General features: G+C 67.4%; 27 protein-coding genes. 8 read left to right on the top strand and 19 right to left on the bottom strand.

The genetic code is table 11. From position 1 onward, the window contains the following. Nucleotides 1-358: thiamine pyrophosphate-binding protein (locus AC3EF3_RS06045; RefSeq protein ID WP_488531254.1), on the bottom strand; the 358-nt coding region annotated here is incomplete at its 3' end. Between the two features lie 348 nt (nucleotides 359-706). Further along, complete coding sequence (locus tag AC3EF3_RS06040) at nucleotides 707-1,048, bottom strand: hypothetical protein (protein WP_488531253.1); 342 nt, start codon at nucleotides 1,046-1,048, stop codon at nucleotides 707-709. Nucleotides 1,049-1,241: 193 nt separating this feature from the next. Here AC3EF3_RS06040 and AC3EF3_RS06035 point away from each other — a divergent pair, with 193 nt between their 5' ends. Continuing rightward, the gene (locus AC3EF3_RS06035; RefSeq protein WP_488531252.1) at nucleotides 1,242-3,026 is read left to right on the top strand and encodes a glutamine--tRNA ligase/YqeY domain fusion protein; all 1,785 of its coding nucleotides are present in this window, start codon (nucleotides 1,242-1,244) and stop codon (nucleotides 3,024-3,026) included. A 38-nt stretch (nucleotides 3,027-3,064) separates the two neighbouring features. On the opposite strand, the gene AC3EF3_RS06030 is transcribed toward AC3EF3_RS06035, so the two are convergent. Beyond that, on the bottom strand, nucleotides 3,065-4,012 hold the full coding sequence (locus AC3EF3_RS06030) for a DMT family transporter (protein WP_488531251.1): 948 nt from the start codon (nucleotides 4,010-4,012) through the stop codon (nucleotides 3,065-3,067). A gap of 157 nt (nucleotides 4,013-4,169) precedes the next feature. On the opposite strand from AC3EF3_RS06030, the gene AC3EF3_RS06025 reads away from it, so the two are divergent. After that, nucleotides 4,170-5,255 carry an alpha/beta fold hydrolase gene (locus tag AC3EF3_RS06025; protein ID WP_488531250.1) on the top strand — a complete coding sequence of 362 codons (1,086 nt, stop codon included), beginning with the start codon at nucleotides 4,170-4,172 and terminating at the stop codon, nucleotides 5,253-5,255. Between the two features lie 21 nt (nucleotides 5,256-5,276). On the opposite strand, the gene AC3EF3_RS06020 is transcribed toward AC3EF3_RS06025, so the two are convergent. The 3 genes from AC3EF3_RS06020 to AC3EF3_RS06010 form a co-directional block, all read right to left on the bottom strand. After that, on the bottom strand, nucleotides 5,277-5,924 hold the full coding sequence (locus tag AC3EF3_RS06020) for a DUF4142 domain-containing protein (protein WP_488531249.1): 648 nt from the start codon (nucleotides 5,922-5,924) through the stop codon (nucleotides 5,277-5,279). Between the two features lie 118 nt (nucleotides 5,925-6,042). After that, entirely contained in the window at nucleotides 6,043-6,354 is a 312-nt protein-coding gene (locus AC3EF3_RS06015) for a hypothetical protein (RefSeq protein WP_488531248.1), read from the bottom strand. Nucleotides 6,355-6,419: 65 nt separating this feature from the next. After that, nucleotides 6,420-7,196 carry an SDR family NAD(P)-dependent oxidoreductase gene (locus tag AC3EF3_RS06010; protein ID WP_488531247.1) on the bottom strand — a complete coding sequence of 259 codons (777 nt, stop codon included), beginning with the start codon at nucleotides 7,194-7,196 and terminating at the stop codon, nucleotides 6,420-6,422. A gap of 66 nt (nucleotides 7,197-7,262) precedes the next feature. On the opposite strand from AC3EF3_RS06010, the gene AC3EF3_RS06005 reads away from it, so the two are divergent. Further along, a complete protein-coding gene (locus AC3EF3_RS06005; protein WP_488531246.1) occupies nucleotides 7,263-7,586 on the top strand; it encodes a hypothetical protein in 324 nt (107 codons plus the stop codon). Here the strand turns inward: AC3EF3_RS06005 and AC3EF3_RS06000 are convergent, their stop codons facing one another. Next, complete coding sequence (locus AC3EF3_RS06000; RefSeq protein WP_488531245.1) at nucleotides 7,587-7,736, bottom strand: hypothetical protein; 150 nt, start codon at nucleotides 7,734-7,736, stop codon at nucleotides 7,587-7,589. A gap of 63 nt (nucleotides 7,737-7,799) precedes the next feature. Between AC3EF3_RS06000 and AC3EF3_RS05995 the strand changes: the two genes are divergently transcribed. After that, on the top strand, nucleotides 7,800-7,940 hold the full coding sequence (locus AC3EF3_RS05995; protein ID WP_488531244.1) for a hypothetical protein: 141 nt from the start codon (nucleotides 7,800-7,802) through the stop codon (nucleotides 7,938-7,940). 10 nt (nucleotides 7,941-7,950) lie between these two features. On the opposite strand, the gene AC3EF3_RS05990 is transcribed toward AC3EF3_RS05995, so the two are convergent. Continuing rightward, nucleotides 7,951-8,079 carry a hypothetical protein gene (locus AC3EF3_RS05990; protein WP_488531243.1) on the bottom strand — a complete coding sequence of 43 codons (129 nt, stop codon included), beginning with the start codon at nucleotides 8,077-8,079 and terminating at the stop codon, nucleotides 7,951-7,953. 113 nt (nucleotides 8,080-8,192) lie between these two features. On the opposite strand from AC3EF3_RS05990, the gene AC3EF3_RS05985 reads away from it, so the two are divergent. After that, nucleotides 8,193-8,501, top strand: coding sequence for an MTH1187 family thiamine-binding protein (locus AC3EF3_RS05985; protein ID WP_488531242.1), 309 nt, complete (start codon nucleotides 8,193-8,195; stop codon nucleotides 8,499-8,501). 6 nt (nucleotides 8,502-8,507) lie between these two features. On the opposite strand, the gene AC3EF3_RS05980 is transcribed toward AC3EF3_RS05985, so the two are convergent. From AC3EF3_RS05980 to AC3EF3_RS05940, 9 genes are all read right to left on the bottom strand, one after another. Further along, entirely contained in the window at nucleotides 8,508-8,855 is a 348-nt protein-coding gene (locus AC3EF3_RS05980) for a hypothetical protein (RefSeq protein ID WP_488531241.1), read from the bottom strand. Nucleotides 8,856-8,931: 76 nt separating this feature from the next. Next, the gene (locus AC3EF3_RS05975; RefSeq protein WP_488531240.1) at nucleotides 8,932-9,570 is read right to left on the bottom strand and encodes a c-type cytochrome; all 639 of its coding nucleotides are present in this window, start codon (nucleotides 9,568-9,570) and stop codon (nucleotides 8,932-8,934) included. Between the two features lie 20 nt (nucleotides 9,571-9,590). Beyond that, nucleotides 9,591-11,051 (bottom strand): cytochrome C, encoded by a 1,461-nt coding sequence (locus AC3EF3_RS05970; RefSeq protein WP_488531239.1) that lies wholly within the window; start codon nucleotides 11,049-11,051, stop codon nucleotides 9,591-9,593. 116 nt (nucleotides 11,052-11,167) lie between these two features. Next, entirely contained in the window at nucleotides 11,168-11,596 is a 429-nt protein-coding gene (locus AC3EF3_RS05965; RefSeq protein WP_488531238.1) for a VOC family protein, read from the bottom strand. 95 nt (nucleotides 11,597-11,691) lie between these two features. Next, nucleotides 11,692-11,964 carry a DUF4242 domain-containing protein gene (locus tag AC3EF3_RS05960; RefSeq protein WP_488531237.1) on the bottom strand — a complete coding sequence of 91 codons (273 nt, stop codon included), beginning with the start codon at nucleotides 11,962-11,964 and terminating at the stop codon, nucleotides 11,692-11,694. A gap of 60 nt (nucleotides 11,965-12,024) precedes the next feature. Further along, entirely contained in the window at nucleotides 12,025-13,206 is a 1,182-nt protein-coding gene (locus AC3EF3_RS05955) for a bactofilin family protein (RefSeq protein ID WP_488531236.1), read from the bottom strand. A 54-nt stretch (nucleotides 13,207-13,260) separates the two neighbouring features. Next, nucleotides 13,261-13,659, bottom strand: a complete 399-nt coding sequence (locus AC3EF3_RS05950; protein WP_488531235.1) for a hypothetical protein — start codon at nucleotides 13,657-13,659, stop codon at nucleotides 13,261-13,263. 82 nt (nucleotides 13,660-13,741) lie between these two features. Beyond that, the gene (locus AC3EF3_RS05945) at nucleotides 13,742-14,077 is read right to left on the bottom strand and encodes an ArsR/SmtB family transcription factor (RefSeq protein ID WP_488531234.1); all 336 of its coding nucleotides are present in this window, start codon (nucleotides 14,075-14,077) and stop codon (nucleotides 13,742-13,744) included. Further along, on the bottom strand, nucleotides 14,040-14,555 hold the full coding sequence (locus AC3EF3_RS05940; protein WP_488531233.1) for an SRPBCC family protein: 516 nt from the start codon (nucleotides 14,553-14,555) through the stop codon (nucleotides 14,040-14,042). Before AC3EF3_RS05940 ends, AC3EF3_RS05945 begins: the two co-directional genes overlap by 38 nt. 106 nt (nucleotides 14,556-14,661) lie before the next feature. On the opposite strand from AC3EF3_RS05940, the gene AC3EF3_RS05935 reads away from it, so the two are divergent. Together AC3EF3_RS05935 and AC3EF3_RS05930 are read left to right on the top strand one after the other, a co-directional pair. Beyond that, nucleotides 14,662-16,095 (top strand): amidase, encoded by a 1,434-nt coding sequence (locus AC3EF3_RS05935; protein WP_488531232.1) that lies wholly within the window; start codon nucleotides 14,662-14,664, stop codon nucleotides 16,093-16,095. A 64-nt stretch (nucleotides 16,096-16,159) separates the two neighbouring features. Then, nucleotides 16,160-18,361, top strand: a complete 2,202-nt coding sequence (locus AC3EF3_RS05930; RefSeq protein ID WP_488531231.1) for a hybrid sensor histidine kinase/response regulator — start codon at nucleotides 16,160-16,162, stop codon at nucleotides 18,359-18,361. Here AC3EF3_RS05930 and AC3EF3_RS05925 read toward each other — a convergent pair. Further along, complete coding sequence (locus AC3EF3_RS05925) at nucleotides 18,347-18,724, bottom strand: cupin domain-containing protein (RefSeq protein WP_488531230.1); 378 nt, start codon at nucleotides 18,722-18,724, stop codon at nucleotides 18,347-18,349. The two genes, AC3EF3_RS05930 and AC3EF3_RS05925, sit on opposite strands and share 15 nt — an antisense overlap. 139 nt (nucleotides 18,725-18,863) lie before the next feature. Here AC3EF3_RS05925 and AC3EF3_RS05920 point away from each other — a divergent pair, with 139 nt between their 5' ends. Beyond that, nucleotides 18,864-19,079: a hypothetical protein gene (locus AC3EF3_RS05920; RefSeq protein WP_488531229.1), complete on the top strand. Its 216-nt coding sequence runs from the start codon at nucleotides 18,864-18,866 to the stop codon at nucleotides 19,077-19,079. Here the strand turns inward: AC3EF3_RS05920 and AC3EF3_RS05915 are convergent. Then, nucleotides 19,066-19,266, bottom strand: coding sequence for a hypothetical protein (locus AC3EF3_RS05915; RefSeq protein ID WP_488531228.1), 201 nt, complete (start codon nucleotides 19,264-19,266; stop codon nucleotides 19,066-19,068). The genes AC3EF3_RS05920 and AC3EF3_RS05915 overlap by 14 nt on opposite strands.

Below are 19,266 nucleotides of genomic sequence, written 5' to 3'. Positions count from 1 at the left end.
ACATCAGGTCGACTTCCTGCTGGTAATCGCCGCCCAGCGCCGACCGGGCCTGCTGGCCGACGATCGCGACCACCTGCTGGTGATCGGCCTTCGCGTCGTACAGGCCGTTGAGCAGGTGAATGGCCCCGGGCCCGGAAGTCGCGATGCACACGCCGACTTCGCCGGTGAACTTGGCGTGGGCCGTGGCCATGAAGGCCGCGAGCTCCTCGTGCCGGGTCTGCACGAACTCCACCTTGTCCTGCATGCGGTTCAAGGCGCCCATGACGCCGTTGATCCCGTCGCCGGGATAGCCGAACACACGGCCCACGCCCCACGCGTGCAGCCGCTCCACTACTTGGTCACTGACGGTCTTGGTCATGCATCCAGCGTGGGACGGACGGCAACTTGGCGCCATCGGCTCTCAATGACGGTGAGCGTAGGGAATCACCGTCATGCGCCGCACACTGGATGTGCAGACACGTCTGGCATGTGTTGTCGGCCTTGTCCTACAGGCAGGCCGCATGGCAAAAGGTCTACTACACTCCAATCACCCCGACTCCTCTGAGTCCCCTCCTCCTCCGGGGTGAGCTGGTCCGGCCCTCCGTCCCGCGACTAGCATGTTGGCCCCAGTCTCTGACTGGGGCCTCTTTTTTGGCCTTCGCAAAAACGAAGATAAAAAAAGCCCCGCGGTTAGGCGGGGCCAGCTTGGAGAACTTCTGCGAGAAAGTCAGCGCCAGTGGCGGTGGCCGTGCTGGTAGTAGTAATAGCGGTGGTGCACCGGGCTCCAGTAGTACTGCACGCCCACGACGGGGGCCGGGGCGTAGTACACCGGGGCAGGTTCGTAATAGACGGGCGCGGGCGCGACATACACGGGCGCCGGCGCGACGTAAGTCGGGGCGTAGTAGCCGTACGGCGCATTGGTCGCCGACACAGCCACGCCGGGCGCGAGGTTCGCGCCGATGGCAACGCTGACGCTGCCGCCGGCCTGCGCGACCGATGCGGTGCCGGCGGCCGCCAGCACCAGGGCGGCAATGCCGGCCTTGGCGATGAGGGATCGGCTGGAATTCATGACTGCTCTCCTGTTCGATGGGCACTCCCAACGGCCCGTGCCTTTATTAAACGCGGCCCACCTTGAGGCGAATACCCCCTGCTCGGTCAAACCCGTTAATGGAGGTAACGATCTGTCGGAAACCGCTCCAGCGGCGTGACCGATTTCGCGCGCCGAAGAGCCGTTGTGCAGCGCACTCTAAAATCTTCCATCTATGACCTCCCCCGCCGACAGCGCCTCCGCCAAGCCCACGAATTTCCTGCGGCACATCATTGAGCGCGACATCGAGCAGGGGACCTACGCCCAGCGCCGATGGGCCGGCCGGCCGGCCGACGCGGCGGCGCACGAGGCGGGCACGCCCGACCCGGCAAAGATCCGCACCCGCTTCCCGCCCGAGCCCAACGGTTACTTACATGTTGGGCATGCGAAAAGCATCTGCCTGAACTTCGGACTGGCGCGCGATTACAACGGCGTGTGCCACATGCGCTTCGATGACACCAATCCCGAGAAGGAGGAGCAGGAGTACGTCGACGGCATCCTGGACGCGGTGCACTGGCTGGGCTTCGGCTGGGACGCCAACGGCACCGACCACCTCTACCACGCCAGCGAGTACTTCGACTTCATGTACCGCGCGGCCGAGTACCTGATCGAAGCGGGCCTGGCCTATGTGGACGAGCAGACGCCGGAAGAGATGCGCATCAACCGCGGCGACTTCAGCACCGCGGGCACCAACAGCCCCTTCCGCTTCCGCTCGATCGAGGAGAACCTGGCGCGCTTTCGCGACATGCGCGACGGCAAGCTGGCCGACGGCGCTGCGGTGCTGCGCGCGAAGATCGACATGGCCAGCCCCAACATCAACATGCGGGACCCGGCCCTGTACCGCATCAAGCACGCGGAGCACCACAACACGGGCAACAAGTGGTGCATCTACCCGATGTACACCTACGCGCACCCGATCGAGGACGCGCTGGAGAACATCACCCACAGCCTGTGCACGCTGGAGTTCGAGGACCAGCGGCCCTTCTACGACTGGCTGCTCGACCGCCTGGCCGAAGGCGGCCTGGTCAACAAGCCGCACCCGCGCCAGTACGAGTTCGCGCGCCTGAACCTCACCTACGTCATCACGAGCAAGCGCAAACTGAAGCAGCTCGTCGACGAGAAGCACTGCACCGGCTGGGACGACCCGCGCATGCCCACCATCGTCGGCATGAGAAGGCGCGGCTACACGCCCGAGAGCATCCAGCTCTTTTGCGAGCGCATCGGCGTGAGCAAGGCCGACAGCTGGATCGACTACAGCGTGCTCGATCAGGCGCTGCGCGACGACCTGGACCCGAAGGCCCCGCGCGCGATGGCGGTGCTGGACCCGGTGAAGCTCGTCATCACGAACTACCAGGACGTGATGGGCAGCGACGACTTCCTCGACGCCTGCTCCGCGCCCGTGCACCCGCACAAGCCGGAACTGGGACGACGCGAGTTCCGGTTCGGCAAGGAGATCTGGATCGAGCGCACCGACTACGAGGAAGTGCCGCCCAAGGGCTACAACCGCCTGTTCCCGGGCAACAAGGTGCGCCTGAAGTACGGGCACGTGATGGAGTGCACCGGCGCGACCAAGGATTCACAAGGCCGCGTGACCGAGGTGCAGGCCAAGCTGGTGCCGGACACGAAGAGCGGCACGCCGGGCGCCGACGCCGTGAAGGTGAAGGGAAACATCACCTGGGTGAGCGTGGCCGATGGCGTGAAGGCCGAAGTGCGGCTTTACGACCGGCTGTTCTCCGTGCCGCAGCCGGGGACGGGGGACAAGGATCTTCTCGAGGAACTGAATCCGGATTCGCTGAAGGTGATCACCGCGTATGTGGAGCCGTCACTCGCGAAGGCCAAGGGAGATGAGAAGTTCCAGTTCGAGAGGCATGGGTACTTCGTGGCGGATCGCAAAGACCATCGCGAGGGTAAGCCCGTGTTCAATCGGGTGGCGGGGATGAAGGACAGCTGGGCGAAGTAGGCCTGCGGGCCATTTTGGGCTCCTCCCCTCCCGCGAATCTAACCGATAGGAACCCGCTTATGCATCTCGCTCGAGCGGCTGTTCCTCGTCCCGCGATCATTCGCGCGGACCCGCGCCATCCACAGACCCACAAGCACCAGCGCGCCACCGGCCACTTGATACGGCTGCACGCCTTCGCCAATGAACAGCGCCGAGAGGATGGATGCGTAGACCGGCATCAGGTACATGAGCGGTGCCGCGCGCTCCGCGCCGACGGCGACGACGCCGCGATTCCACAGCAGGAACGCCACCGCCGAAGCGAAGATGCCGACGTAAAGAACTCCGGCCCAGACGTTCACCGCCGCGGCCAGCGTGCCTAGCCCGGCCCACATCACCGGCGGTGCCATCAGCAGGATTGCCGCCAGCATCGAAGCCATGAGCAGCGGCCCCTGAGTGACGCCGGCGGGCGTCCTGCGGAGCATCAGCGTGTGCGTGCTCGCCGCCAGCACGGCCGGCAGCATCCAGAGGTCGCCCCGGTGGAAGCGGAGTTCGCGCACTGCTTGCCAGTCGAAGCGAAACAGGATGGCGGCGGCGCCGAACAAGCACAGGGCAATGCCGCACCATTGCCAGGCGCCGATCTTCTGTCCGAAGAAGCGCCATGCGCCGAGCGCCACGACCACCGGCATCATGATGAGCAGCAGCAGCGCGTTGACCGCGGTCGTGGTCTGCAGCGCCTCGTAGCTGCAGGTGTGGGGCACGGCCAGCCCGGTCAGGCCGAGCACGCCCGCGTACTTCCAGTGGCGCTTCAGGATCGGCCATTGACGCGCGAACGCGCGGTGCACGAAAGGCGCCAGCACCAGCGCGGCAATCACCCAGCGCCAGAAGTTGAGCGCGACCGGATCGATCTGGCCGCGCAGTGAGCGGCCGATGACGAAATTCCCGGACCAGAAGATCGTGGCGGCCACCAGGCCGGTCCATGGCGAGCGTGCAAGCGGATGGTCGATCATGGCGTGCTCCTTCGATGCGACGCCTCCACTCTGCGCATTGGGCGCCCCGAAGGCATGAGCCGCAGGACCCATCCGCGCTCGAAATGTCCCCTCACCGCCATGGCCCCGTGGGACTGCGGTCCCATGCCGGCTTGCCGAGTCGGCGCAGAATGCCGCCGTGACGCCTTCATCCCCGCCCCAGCGGATCCGCTTCTGCACCGCCGCCGATGGCGTGCACCTGGCCTACGCGGTCACGGGCAACGGGCCAGTCGTCGTGAAGGCGCCCAACTGGCTCAATCACCTTGAACTGGATATCGCCTCACCGGCGTGGCGGCGCTGGACGGAACGCATGGCGCAGCGCCATACGCTCGTTCGCTATGACGGGCGCGGCTGCGGATTGTCGGATCGCGAAGTAACCGACATCTCGCAGCACGCGCTGCAACTCGACCTGGAAGCCGTGGTGGATGCCGCCGGGCTGGATCGCTTCGTGCTGTACGGTGCGTCGCAAGGCGCGGCCATCGCGCTGCAATACGCCGCGGAACATCCCGAACGCGTCAGCCACCTCGTCCTTTATGGTGGTTACCTGCGCGGGGCCCGCAAGCGCGCGCATGCACGCGCGGCCGAGGAAGCCGACGCCATGCTCAAGCTCGTCGAGCTGGGCTGGGGGCGCGAGAACTCCGCCTTTCGGCAGGTGTTCGCGACCCAGTTCATTCCGGACGGCACACCCGAGCAGCTCAAGGCCTTCGACGAGCTGCAGCGCAGGGCGGCGAGCGCCGAGACCGCGGCGCGCATCCTCTCGGTGCTCCATGAGGTGGACGTCACCGACTACGCGGCCCGCGTGCAGTGCCCCACGCTCGTGATGCACTCACGCGGTGACGCGCGCATTCCTTTCGAAGAAGGCCGCAAGCTCGCCGGCGCGATCCCCGGCGCGGAATTCGTGCCGCTCGACAGCCGCAACCACATCCTGCTGGATCACCAATCGGCGTGGGAGCGCTTCTTCGTGGAGTTCGAAGGCTTCCTCGCGCGAAACGGTTGGGCGCCCGCGACGCAGGCGCCTGTGCTGGCCCAACTGACCCCGGCCGAACATCGCGTCCTCGATCTTCTCGCGGCGGGCCTGAACAACGACCGCATCGCCAACCGGCTGGCGATCACGCCCAAGACCGTGCGCAATCACATCAACCACATCTTTCACAAGCTGGGCGTGGAGGACCGCGCGGCCGCGATCGTGCTGGCGCGCGAAAACGGGCTCGGCGCACAGCGCTGAGCCCGCAGTCTCGCCCGTACGTCAGTACTTCGACGAGCCCTTGTTCCCCGCCGCCCGCGTGTTCGGCGGATTCACACCGGCCTGCTGACTGCCCGCTTCCGGCAGCTTCTCCGCCATCGCGAGGTGCTCGCGCAACGTGGGCAGCTGCTTCTCGGCCCAGGCCTTCAGTTCGGGGTCCTTCACCTTCGAAGCGGCCTTCTCGAAGTCCTTGATGTCCTTCCGGTGGTCGGTCACGCTGCGCATCGCGAATTCGCGATCGAAGGCGGCTCCGCTCAGCTTCTCGAGCTTCTTCGCCTCGCGCCGCTCACCCAACTTCTCCTTGTCGGGCAGGGTCACGCCCTTGGCCTGCGCGATCTGCTTCAGCTCGTCGTTGGCCTTGCCGTGGTCCTGCACGAGCCTGTTGGCGAACTCCTTCACGGCCGGGTCGCTGGCCTTCTGCTGGGCAAGCTGGCCGGACTGGACCTCGAACATGCCGCCCTTGGCGGCGTCCTCGATGAACTCGCGGTCGGCGTGGGACAGCTTCTCGCTCGCCGCCTTGCTCGTGCCCTGCTTCGTGCTGTTGGACGCCATGGTGCCTGTGCCGGCGCCTGCGGTCTGGGCGGCAGCCCAGCCGGAGCCGAAGGCGAGCGCGATGGCGACGGAAATCGTGCGAAGAATCGGTCGACGCATGTGTCACTCCTTTCTTGAGGATGCATCAACAGTTCAACGCCCGAACGGCCGGCGCGATGTCGGACACCGCCATGGCCGTGCGTCCCCCATCGGTGACTCAGCACCGGCCGCCTCGGCCTCACAGGACGCGATAGATCTCCCACCGGTTCGTGCCCGAGACCACATGCGGCTCGAGCGCCTTGCTCCACTCCTTGTGCGCGGCGATCTGCCCCAGCTTGTCCCAGGTGCGCTGCAGTTCGGCGAGGTCTTCCACCACGTGCTCGGAGACGATCGTCGATTCCGGCGCGCCGATCGAGCCCGTCAGCAGGCGGGCCCGGCTCGCGTCCAGCCCCGCCTGCGGGCCGATTTCGCGCAGCCAGCGCTGCATGGCATCGATCACGTTCTGCTTGTATCCGAACCTGGCATCGATCTTCCAGCGTGCAACCATCATGGCCTTCTCCTTGCGTGGCGGTCCAACCGTTATAGGCCGGGTGGGCGCCAATTCAAGGCCCGAAGCTAGAACTTGGTGTAGCCGCCGTCGATCAGGAACTGCTCGCCGGTGGCATACGAGGACGCGTCGCTCGCGAGGTACACCGCGATGCCGCCGAAGTCGTCTCCCGCGCCCCACCTTCTCGCCGGGATCCGCGGCATCACCGCGTCCGCGAATTTCGGGTTGCCGATCGACTTCTCCGTCATGTCCGTCTCGATCCAGCCCGGCAGGATCGAATTGACGCGGATCCTGTAGCGCGCCAGCTCCACGGCCAGCGCCCGCACCATGGACGTCACCGCGCCCTTGCTCGCGCCGTAGTGGCTGTTGCGCGCCGCGCCTTCCACGGCGGCAGTGCTGGCGGTGGCGACGAGCGAGCCGCCCTGCCCGCGCCCGATCATGTGGCGCGCGGCGGCGCGGAAGGTGAGGAAGACGCCTTCGACGTTCACGCGCTGCACGCGGCGGAATTCATCCAGACCCATGTCCTGCAGCGGCGTGCCCTTGCTCGAGACGCCGGCGTTCGCAAAGCACGCGTCGACGTGGCCGAGCGCCTGCACGCATCGCGCGAAGGTCGCGTCCACCTGTGCCTCGTCGCTCACGTCGCAGACGAAGGCGTGCACGCGCGCGGCGTCGCCGCATTCCTTCGCGAGTTGCTCCTTGGCGCGCTGCGTCTTGTCGGGGTTGGAGCCCCAGATCGCGACGCCGGCGCCCGAGGCGAGCAGCGCGCTCGCCATCCCGTAGCCGATGCCGCCGTTGCCGCCGGTGATCACCGCCGTGCGGCCGGTCAGGTCGAAGGGTTTGTACATGCTTGCACCTTGCGCAGCTGCTGCGCCGTTGATCTAATCCAACTTGCCGTATGGGGAGCAAGTAGTTTGGCAAAGATCACCAAGGTACGAAAGGCCGGCGACGCGAAGCGTGGGCTTCTCGATATGGGCCTGATGCTGGTTCTTCTCGGCGGCACTCTGCTCCTGGCCTCGATGTTCCTGGCCGGCAAGCCGATGCTCGCGCCCGTGGCCCAGGGCATTCGCCTCGCTGCGCCGTGGGCCATCTTCATCGGCGCACTGCTGCTCGTTCTGTACTTCGTGGTGCGCAGGACCACGACGCCGACCACCGCGAAGCACCCCGACCCCATCGTGTTCGGGCAATCGACGACGACGTTCCAGGAGCCGCCGCCCGTCGTGCGCGAGAAGCGCTGACTACTTCTTCTCGGGCTCGGGCGCCGTCGGCGCGGGGTCCACGTGCGCCGGAGCTGGCGCCGCCTTGCGCGCGGCCTTCTCAGCGGCCTTGCGCTTCTTCTCCAGCTCGCGCTGGCGCTTTTCGAAAGAGTAGTTGGGTGCTTTGGCCATGCCCCGAGTATGGGGCTTGCGGCCTGCGTGCAGAATCGGTGCCTTCAATCCGAGGAGACCCTCATGGCCAAAGGCGACCAGCGCAGCAACAAGATGGTCAAGAAACCGAAAAAGGACAACTCGCCGCCCAAGGAGTCCACCTCCGATCGGCCCGTACCGCCGGTCACGTCGGTGATGCCCAAAGGCAAGTTGAAGAACAAGTGAGCACGCTGCCTCAGCCGCAGCGCGCCGGCACCCAGTAGTTCGGCGTCCACTCCGGCGGGCTGTTCACGTTCCACACACGCGCGGAAATGCCCCGGGCCATGTACAACTGGCCGTGGCGGCGCACGGTATCGCCCGGCATGTAGCGCTCGTTCGTGTCCCAGCGCGGCCGTGGTGAGGAAGGATCGCATCGAAGTGTTCATGCGGGCAGTCTGCGCCGGCCCCGCTGAACCGGCGGCGAACGAAAATGGGCCCATGGTCCTCCTCGAATTTGCCATGAACCCGCCCGATCGCGGCGAAGGCGTCAGCGCGTATGTGGCGCGCATCCTCGACCTCATCGATCGCAGCGGTGTCACTTACCGCCTCACGCCCATGGGCACGATCCTCGAAGGCAGCTACGACGAGGTGATGAAGGTCGTCGGCGACTGTTTCCGCGCGCTCGAGCCGGACTGCCCGCGCATCGGCATGAACCTCAAGATGGACTATCGCGCGGGCAACGAATCGCGGCTCGAGAGCAAGGTCGAGGCGGTGGAGAAGCACCTGGGGCGCAAGCTGCGCACCTGATGACCCTCAACCGCAGCGCGCCGGCACCCAGTAATTGGGCGTCCACTCCGGCGGGCTGTTCACATTCCAAACGCGGGCGGATATCCCCCGTGCCATGTACAACTCGCCGTGGCGGCGCACAGTGTCGCCCGGCATGTAGCGCATTCCCGGATCCCAGCGCGGGGCGAGGCACGCATCGCCGTCATAGCGGCCGCCGTCATAGACGTAGCGCGGTGGCAGCTGCCAGTTCTGCATCGGTGCGTACTCCCGCGTGTACTGGGGCGCGTATTCGTGGGCGCTCGCGCTGACCGCAGCGCCCAATCCAGCGGCGGCAAGCACGGCGGTAACGGCGATGGACTTGATGGAAGCGTTCATGGCCTCTCCTTGATACAGCATGCGGGCAGTCTGCGCCCGCCTCGCTGAACCGGCCGTGAACGAAACCGCCTTCGCGCTAGCGCAGCGTCTGCACGTAGGCCGCCACGCTCTCGATGTCCTGCCGGGTGAGCTCGTGCGCGACGATCTTCATCGCCGCGGCCGCGGGCCGCTGGTCGGTGCGCTGGAACACCACGAGCTGCTTGACGACGTAGTCGGCGTGCTGGCCCGCCAGTCGCGGGAACTGGTCCTTGCCCTGCCCCTGGTCGCCGTGGCAGCCGACGCAAGCCGGCACGTTCTTGCCGCTCACACCCTCGTGGAAGATCTTGTCGCCCGCGGCGATGCGCGCGGCGTCGCCCTTCGTGATGCCGGGCGCGGGCGGCTGGTGCGCGTAGTAGTCGGCCAGGCCCTTGATCTGTTCGTCGGTGAGCCTGCGGCTCAGGCCCCACATGTACTCGAAGCCGGCCGGGTCCGAACGGTTGTGGGCGCGGAAATCGCGCAGCTGCGCGACCAGATAGGCAGGCGTCTGCGCCGCCAGGATCGGGAAGTTGGGCGACACGCTCACGCCGTTCATGCCGTGGCACGACGAGCACACCTGCTGCGCCGTGACGACCGGCGCGACGTTGGGGTTCGCGAGGTCGCGCGAGCGCGACGGGTTGGCGCAGCCGGCCAAGGCGGCCACGGCCGCGAGGGCGATCACGAGCTGGACGTGTTTCATGGTGGTCACCTCCGATACGCTCAATACGCGGCCCACAGGTACACGAACAGCGAGTTGTTGTCGCGGGCGTTGCGCCCGAAGCCGTCGTAGTTGGTCGACGCGCCGTTGAAGCGCGTGTAGAAGGTGTACTGGACGCCCAGCCTCACGTACTGGATCGGGGTCCAGAACGCCTCCAGCGTTCCGCCGCGGGTCGCGGGATTGCCGGTGGCGTTGCCGAAGACGCGCGTGGACGGCGCGGCCACCGTCGGGTCGGTCGTGATCTCGAGCGTGTCCGGGCTGAAGCCCGAAGTCAGGTTCGCCGTATTGGTGGTGCCGGTCAGGTTGAAGAAGCCGACGCTGCCGCCGTACTTGGCGCGGTACACGTAGGTGAGCTTGGCGCGCAGCAGGTTCGTCTTGTCCACCGCATTGGTGTTGGGCAGCGGATTGCCGAACGCGTCGACGAGAGCCACCGGCTGGTTCGCGAGGAAGTCCGGGAACACGTGCCGGCTGCGCTGGTACACGAGCTGCGCGGTGATCGCATGCGGGTCCAGCAGGTACTGGTATTGCGTGTCGAGCATCAGGTCGCGCCTGCGGTGGATCGTGCTCGTGTCGGACGTATCCAGCGGGTTGTCGAAGATGCGCGCCGTCATGCCCGAGGTGCCGACCATCAGCGAGTGGGGCCCCCATTCGTGGTTCCATGCGAGCCGCCAGTACGGGTTCAGGCCGCGCAGCTTGGTCAGTTCGTCCGGATGCAGGCCCGCGTGCATGAACGACAGCGCGCCGCGCGACGAGCCGTAGGCGCCCAGTTCGGCGTAGATGGTGCGGTTCCAGAACGCGTAGGCCGTGATGCCCGCGATGTTGCCGCCTGCGGCGAAGTTCGGGTATGGCGCGTTGCCGTCGATGAAGGCGCTGCTCGGCGGGCTGGGCACGGGCACGTACTGCATCCACGCAGCCGCCGTGTTCCACGGGTCGGACACCGACGGGTTGTTGTTCACCGAGACCCCGACGATCAGGTCGCGCGCCGGGGTGATGAAGCGGTCGGCGTAGCGCAGGTCGATGTTGTCGGCGTGCGAGTGCCCGTGGAACGCGCCGTTGGCGTCCTGCGACGCGTAGTTGTCGTAGGTGACCTGCGCGAAGGCGCCGATGTTGTCGGTGACCTTGCCGCCCAAGAACAGGCTCGCCGTGGCGAAGATGGTGCGGTCGTTGAGCTGGAAGTCGCTCGACGGATCGTCGCTCTTGGACGTGTTGGCCACGCTGGAATTCGTGACCACCGCCATGGCCGACAGCGGGATCGTGCGTTGCCCGATCGTGTAGCCGGTGAGCTTGAATATTCGCCCGTAAGGCGTGAGCTCCGGGAACTGCCCGCCGGCATGGCAGGCGACGCAGTTCTGGCCGGTCTGGCGCGCGAAGAGCGGCAATGCGTTCGCGGTTCCCGCGGCCATGCCCATGAGCAGGCTGGCCGCGACGAGCACGCACGACAAGAGGCTTCTTCTCGGGCTCATGGACGCTCTCCTTCGGCAAACGAACGCCGGTGGGCGAACTATTCGCGCCACCGGCCCGTTTCCGATTGACCTGCGTCAACTGTAGAGACTGTTCGCACAGCCCGCAGGGCGGGCGCTCAGCTGGGCTGCAAACTCCCGCCGCTCACCATCCAGGGCGTTCCGAACCTGTCGGTGAGCATGCCGAAGCCCTTGGCCCAGAAGGTGGGGCCGAAAGGCATCACGATGGTTCCGCCATCGGCGAGCATGTCGAACTTGCGCCTGGCCTCTTCCGGCGTGTCGTAGTACAGCGAGAGCGAGAAGCCCTGCATCGGCTTGTACTGCCCCGCCGGCGAGTCCGAGGCCATCAGGTTGCGGCCGTCGATCACCAGGCTGGCGTGCATGATGCGGTCCTCCGAGCCGGGCGGGCAGTGCTGCGGATCGGCCGGCACGGGCGATTCGGAGTACTTCATCATCATCTGCAGCTTGCCGCCGGTCACGCGCTCGTAGAAGCGCATGGCCTCGGCGCAGTTGCCGTCGAAGAAGATGTAGTTGTCGAGCATGGGCATGGGTTTCTCCTGGTTGGGGTCAGGGACACGAACGGTCCCCCCAACCTTACGACGCGTGAATGACCAGGAATCGACAGGAGCCGCGAAAAAATTCGTCAGCCGGCTGTCGCGGGATCGATCACGGCGCTCACCACCGCGACCGAGTCCGCCGGGAAACCGCCCCGCTTCGCGTGCTCGCGCACGTCCTCTTCGCTGTCGGCGATGTAGACGCAGTAGATCTTGTCGCCGGTGACATAGCTTTGCTGCCACTGCACGCGCGGACCCATCTCGCGCAACACGCCACAGGATTTCTCCGAGATGCCTTTCAGGTCCGCCGCGGACATCTTCCCTGCGCCCGGGACAGTGCGTTCGATCACGTATTTCGGCATGGCTTCCTCCGGTGAAGAGGCAAGCACTATCCGCCCGGGCGAGGCGGATTGCAAGCCTCTTCAGGCCGTCGCCGCCGGGCGAGGCCGCCGCGCGCCGGAGCGGCTGCGACGGTAGAGTTCGATCACGAACGCGCCTATGCCCAGCACGATCAGCGCGCATAGGATGAACCCGCCGACCGAAGGCACACGCATGAGCAGCATCACCGCGGCGAGCGCGATGGCGTAATGGCCGACGGCCTTCACCACGGTCGGCGGCGGCGGCCGCTTGAGCAGGGTCGCCGCGAGGTTCGCGACGAAGAGCGTTCCGACCATGAAGCCGAAGAGCAGCAGGAAGGGATAGAGCGCGAGCATCATGCCGCCCACCGGGATGCCGATGATCGTGAGCATGAACAGGAGGGCGAGGATGGGCACGCCGATGGCGGCGAGCACGCCCATGCCGAGCGAGCGCGCCGGCGAGAACCGGATGCGGTCGGGCGCCTCGACGCTGAAGATGGGCGCGATGGCGAGGAAGAGCGCGCCGCAGCCCAGCAGGGCGATGTAGGAAACGATGGCGCCGAAGATCCGCGCCGCCCGGCTGATGCGCGGCAGCGTCTCCTCGGGCTCGCCGCCCGCCTCGTGCGGCGCCTTGTGCGTCACGGCGCCGCCGATCGTCGCGCCCTCGCCTTTCACGACGTCCTTGCCCGAAACGTAGCTCAGCGCGCCGACGATCCTGGCGCCGGGCCCCAGCACGATCTCCTCGGCCGCCGCCTTGACGTCGCCCTGCACTTCGCCGTTGATGATGATGCGCTCGGCACTGGCGCGCAGCGGCCCGTCGATACGGCCGTCGATGGTGAGCGTGCCGCTGAAAACGCGCGCCGCGCCGGCGATGGTCGCCTCGCGTGCGATCCGCACTTCGCCCCCCGCCGCGGCCAGGTTGCCGCCGACGTTGCCGCCGATGCTGATCGAGCCGCCGGCGGCGCGAAGGCTGCCGTCGACCGGCGCACGAACGTCGATCGAGCCGGCGGCGAGCACCGCGTTCCGGCCCACGGGCTTGTCGACGATGATTCGCCCGCCCGCCGCCACCAGGTTTTCGGGCACGGGTTTGGGAGGATTCACGCTGCCCCCCGCCAGCACGATGGTGCGGTCGGTGTCGACGATCACCGCCGAGTCATCGGACGCCCCGGCCTGCGCCGGCGCAACCAGCAGACCGCAGCACAAGGTGACAAGCGCCGCGGCCTGGGCCGCGCACCGGATATCCAGCATGTCGAAAGCCTCCGGCCCCCTCCCCGGGGGCGTGGGAGCGAATCATAGGGGCAGTCAGCAGTGCAGCTGCGCAGACCGCTTCTTGATGTCCGAGAGGGCCGACTGGGCGTCGTCGACCTCGTCTTCCTGGGGTTTCTTCAGGCGCTCCTGCTCGACGGGGATGCGCTTGTCCAGCCGCGCGCACTCGTCGCGGTCAGCCTCCGGTAGCCCGGCACGGCGCTTGCGCGTATTGAACTCCGCATCCGTCTCGCCCGGCAGGCGATGCGCGACGACGTCGGTCGGCTTCTTGCTCACGGGCACCGGCGCGTCGTACGTGCGCACGACCCGCGAGGAACAGGGCGACTGCGAATAGGTATTCGGCCCGCACTTGTAGACGGCCTGCGCATGCACGGCGCGTGCGGACGCTATCCACACCCCTGCCGCCGCCAGGCCAAAGATCACCACCCGTTTCACACGCCCTCCTTATGGCTGGGGCTCAGCTTAGAGGATGCGCGCCTGGCTCAGCAGTAGCCAAATGCAACGAGGTGTTTGCGCATTACCTCTTTTCGGCGAAGGCCTTGAGCTTGCCGAGCGCGACTTCCCACTGGCGGCCGATCACCTCCAGCGTGCGGCGCGCCTCTTCCAGCTGCCCGGGCTCGAGCTGCCAGAGGCGCTCGCGGCCGATCTTCACGTCGTGGACCACGCCGGCCTGGGCGAGCACCTGCAGGTGCTTGGTCACGGCCTGGCGCGTGAGGTGCGTGTTGGCCGTGAGCTGCGCGATGGAAAACGCGCCGCCCGCGCACAGCACCGCCACCAGGCGCAGGCGCGTCGGGTCGCCGAGCGCGGCGAAGATCCTAGCGATTTCCTGCGGCGGTTTCGTGGGGTGCTCCATCGACTCGGCCCTGTTGTGCGACGTGGCGGACGATGTTGCCGATCTGCCCGTCCCAGCCGCGGCTGTTCATGCGGAAGGCTTCGAGGCGGCGGCCGGGCGGCACCTTGTCGAAGCCGGACTCCACCACCTTCAGCAGCGTGCCGCCGCCGGGCGCGTCCTCGAGCATGAAGGTGACGAGCGTCGGCTCCTCCCTGGAGTAGTCCACGCCCGCCTCCACCGCGTACGGGTGCCAGCGGTAGGCCAGCACCTTCTGCGGCTCCACGCGCTCGACCACCACGTCGAAGAACACGTGCTCGTAGCCCTTGAAGGTGATCGGGCCGCGCGTGCGCTTGCCGGGCTCGAAACGCTGGCCCGCGAGGTTGCAGCCGAACCACGCGCCGAACTCCTCGGGATTGCTCAGCGCCTGCCACACCCGTGCGCGCGGCGCAGCTATCGTCACCTGCCGCTCGATGCGGTCGGTTTCGCTTCCTGCTGTCATGGATGATTCTCCCTTGATGAGCAACCGATAGGTTGCGTTTCTGCATTATGACGGGCTCTCCGATAAACGCAACCCCTCGGTTGCCTATGGGGTGACAGAATGCGTCATGGACATCACCGATCTCGACGCGTCGCAGCTGTCGGCGCGCATCCATGCGAAGCAGCTCTCCGCGCGCGAGGTGATGCAGGCGTTCCTCGCCCGCATCCACAAGCTCAATCCCGCCTTCAACGCGATCGTGAACCTCGCGCCCGACGACGTGCTGCTGGCGCGGGCCGACGAGCGCGACACGGAGCTGGCCGCGGGCAACAGCCGCGGCTGGCTGCATGGCATCCCGGTCGCCATCAAGGACGCGGCCGATGCGGTGGGCTTTCCGACCACCAAGGGCTGCGAGCTGCTGGCGAACCACAAGCCGTCGCGTGACAGCGTGATGACCGCGCGCATGAAGGCGGCCGGCTGCATCGTCATCGGCAAGACCACCACGCCCGAGCTGGGCCTGGGCTCGCACACGTTCAGCACCTTGTGGGGCGCGACGCACAACGCCTGGGACACCGCCGTCAGCGCGGGCGGCAGCAGCGGCGGCGCGGCGGTGTGCCTGGCGCAGCGCATGTTGCCGATCGCGGACGGATCGGATTTCATGGGGTCGCTGCGCAACCCGGCCGGCTGGAACCACGTGTACGGCTTCCGGCCGACCCAAGGCCGCGTGCCGCAGGCCTACAACCCCGACGTGTGGATCGACCTGCTCTCGACCGAAGGGCCGATGGCGCGCAGCATCGAGGACCTCGCGCGCCTGCTCGTGACGCAGGGCGGACACGATGCACGCGCGCCGCTGTCGCTGCAGTCGGCGATCGAGTGGAGCCCGGGGGACACGGCCGACCTGCGCGGGCTGCGCATCGGCTGGCTGGGCGACCTGGGCGGGTACCTGGCCACGGAGCCCGGCGTGATCGCGACCTGCCGCGATGCGCTGAGGCATTTCGAGTCGGCCGGCGCGATCGTCGAGGAGGTGCCGCTCGGCTTCGACCCGCAGAAGGTCTGGGAAACCTGGCTCACGTGGCGGCGTGCGATCGCCGGCCCGCGCGTCGGTGCGCTCATGCACCTGCCCGGCGCGAAGGAGAAGATCAAGCCCGAGGCGCAGTGGGAATACGAGTGCTCGCTGGGCCTGAGCTACATGGACTTCCGCCGCGCCAGCGAGACGCGGTCGGCCTACTACCGGCACGTGCTGGCCCTGTTCGACCGGTGGGACGTGCTGGTGCTCCCCAGTGCGCAGGTCTGGCCTTTCGAAGTGACCATGCGCTGGCCGCGCGAGATCGCCGGCCGCACGATGGATACCTATCACCGCTGGATGGAAACGACCATCTACGCCACGCTGGCCGCCGTGCCGTCGCTGGTCGTGCCGGCGGGCTTCCACGGCAACGGACGCTGGCCCATGGGCATCCAGCTGATGGGCAGGCACAGCGCCGACGCACTGCTGCTGCGGGTGGCCGCCGCTTACGAGGCTCTGCGCCGGGATTTCATCGCGCTGCGGCCTCCCCCACCCGGTTGAGGCACCGGAAACTGACGAGCTATTCAGGCGTCCCCGCCACGGTGGAGGGCGCTACCATTCGCCGATGAGTCCGGTCCCGAGCGAACACGCAGGGCCGCTGCGCATGCGGCTGCTGCTGCTCGCGGCGAGCGGGCTGCTGCCGCTGGTGATCGTGCTCGCGTGGGGCATCGACCACTTGTTCCAGGAAAGGCGCGCGGCGGCCGAACGCTCCTCCCTGGAGCTGTCGCGCGCGCTCGCCACGGCCGTGAATTCCGAGCTGCGCTCGATCGAAGCCCTGTTGCACCAGATGGGCACCTCGGACGAACTGGAACGCGCGGACCTGCGCGCCTTCCATCTCTCGGCGCGGCGCAACGCGGAGCAGCTCGGGTGGCAGCAGGTCGTGCTGGCCGACGGCGACGGGCACATCCTGTTCCGGTCCAACCAGCCGTTCGACAACTTCGACCCGCATCCGGTCGATGCGCCAGGCCTGCAGGAAGTCGTGAAGAGCGAGAAACCCATCGTCTCCGACATGGTGATTTCGATGCGCGACGAAGTCCCGCTGTTCGTGGTGCATGTCCCGGTCATCCGCGGCGACGACGTGGTGTACGTCCTCAGCGCCGTCCTGTCGACCGAGGTCATCAGCAAGGTATTGATTCGGCAAGGCGTCCCGGTCGAGTCGGTGGCGGCGGTGTTCGATCGGACCGGGCAGCGCCTGTCCCGCTCGCGAGTGCCGGTCAGCTCGCAGCCTTCGCCGTCGTTGAAACGCTTGCTTGCGTCCGGAGAGACGCAGGGCACCGGCATCACCAAGACCGCCGAAGGCGAGGACGTGTACACCGGCTTCACGCGCCTGCCGGACTCCGGCTGGGCCGTGGCCGTGGGCACGTCGGTGGCGGCGACCAATCGAGGCTTCCTCACCCTGCTGGGCGTGATCGCGGTGGGGCTGGCGACGTCGCTGCTGCTGTCGCTGATGCTGGCGTGGCTGCTCTCGAAGCGCGTGATCGAGCCGATCGAGCAGTTGAAGGAAGGCGCCGCTGCCCTCGGCGGGGGCTTTCCCGTGCGGATCGCGCCGCTGGACATCGCGGAACTCGATGAAGTGGCGGTGGCCCTGCGCAATGCCGCCGAGGAACGCGACCGCGCCCGCGAACAGATCGAGGAGGCGCTGCACGGAGCGGAGGAAGCCAACCGCAGCAAGGACCAGTTCCTCGCGATGCTGGGCCACGAGCTGCGCAACCCGCTGGCGCCGATCGCCAACGCGGTGCGGCTGATGGGGATGAAGGGCGACGAGACCACCGCGCAGGAGCGCCGCATCATCGAGCGGCAGCTGGTGCACGTGACGCGCCTGGTCGACGACCTGCTGGATGTCTCTCGCATCACGAGCGGGCGCCTGGCGCTGCGCCGCGTGCCGGTGCGCATCGCGCACGTGCTGGAGCAGGTGGTCGATGCGATCCAGCCGTTGCTCTCCGAACGCACGCTTTCGCTGGAAATGTCGCCCGAGGTGCTGGGCGCGTGGGTCGAAGGCGACGAGGTGCGGCTCGCGCAGGTGTTCAACAACCTGCTGGTGAACGCCGTGAAGTTCACCCCCTCGGGCGGCGCGATCGGCATCCGGGCACGACAGCGGGATGACGAGGTCGAAGTGGAGGTGACGGACAGCGGCATCGGCATCGCGCCCGACGAACTGCAGCGCATCTTCGACCTGTTCTACCAGGCGCCGCAGAACAACGACCGCGCGCGCGGCGGCCTGGGCCTGGGTCTGCCGATCGTCAAGAGCCTCGTCGAGATGCACGGCGGCAGCGTGTATGCGGCCAGTGCGGGTGCGGGCCGGGGCACACGCATGACTGTGCGCCTGCCGACCACCCCTGCGCCGGCGGACGTGCGGCCCGCGCCTGCAGCACCGCCCGAAAAGGTCCACGGTGGCCGCGTGCTGGTGGTGGACGACAACGAGGACGCCGCGGATACCTGCGCGACGCTGCTGGAGATGTCGGGTTACGACGTGCGCGTCGCCTACACGCCCCAGGGCGCGCTGGAAGCGGTGCAGGACTTCCATCCCGACGTGGCGATCCTGGACATCGGCCTGCCCGGCATGAGCGGGTACGAGCTGGCCCGCGCATTGAAGCGCGACGGCTACCGCGGCAAGCTCGCCGCGCTCACCGGTTACGGTCAGGCCGCCGACATGGCGGCATCGAAAGCCGCCGGATTCGACGCGCACCTGACCAAGCCCGTGGCGCCGCAGGACCTCGTGGACCTGGTCGCGAAATTCGCCGCGCGGGACGTGTCATTGGGGGCCTGAGGCCACCCGGTCACCGCCGCCTGCGCCCGCATCGCCCTCTTCCAGCAACAGCGTCATGAGCAGCGCGCAATCGGTGCGCGCCCGCAGCGAGAAGCGCTGGCGTGCCGGCAACACGATCACGTTGCCGGCGCGCAATTGCTTCGTGCCCACGCCCATCACCACTTCGACCACGCCTTCGAGGCAGTGGATCGTGCACTCGTCGTCGACGTGATGCTCGGGCTGGTCCTTGTGCGCCGGCAGCACCAGGTGCAGCAGCTGGATGCGGCCGGTCTTGATCAGGCTGGTGCTCACCGCCTCGCGCAACCGGTCGCCCAGCGGCGCCACGTTGATCACGTCCAGCAGGGAGGCATGCGGCAAGGCCATGGTGGTGGTCTCCTGGTGCTAGCGTAACCCGCGACGGTCGCTTGCGGCCAGCGGCATGACAAAGTCCATCAATAACGGCTGACAGCCAACGGATGGGTGCTCGGCAGAAGATGGCCGCTACTCAACCCAAGGAGCATCCATGACCCAGCAAGCCCTGATTCGCGGGGAGGTCGAGTTCCGTGCCGGTGACGGCATGACCATGCCGATCCCCGATGGCCCGGTCGAGATCGAGATTGCCGAGGACAGCGTGATGCTGAGCTGGCACGAAGGCCCGACGGCCAGCTCGACGGCAATCACGCGCGAGGAGTTCGACCGCTACGTCAGCGAGGGGAAGATCCGACTTACTTCTTCCTAGAGGACGACGAACTCTTCTTGCGACCCGAGCCGCTCTTCTTGCCGCCGCCTGTTTCCTTGTTCACCGTGGCCCAGGCGCGGCGCTCGGCTTCCTTCGCGCCGACGCCGCGGTGCTCGTAGCCCTTCTCGATGTGCTCGGCCTGGCGCTTCTGCTTGTCCGTGTAGGACGACTTGTCTCCGCGTGGCAT

The sequence above is a fragment of the Ramlibacter sp. GS1-15 genome (genome assembly GCF_057785015.1).
The sequence above is the reverse complement of the archived record's forward strand: the minus strand, read 5'-3'. Positions and strand labels throughout refer to the sequence as shown.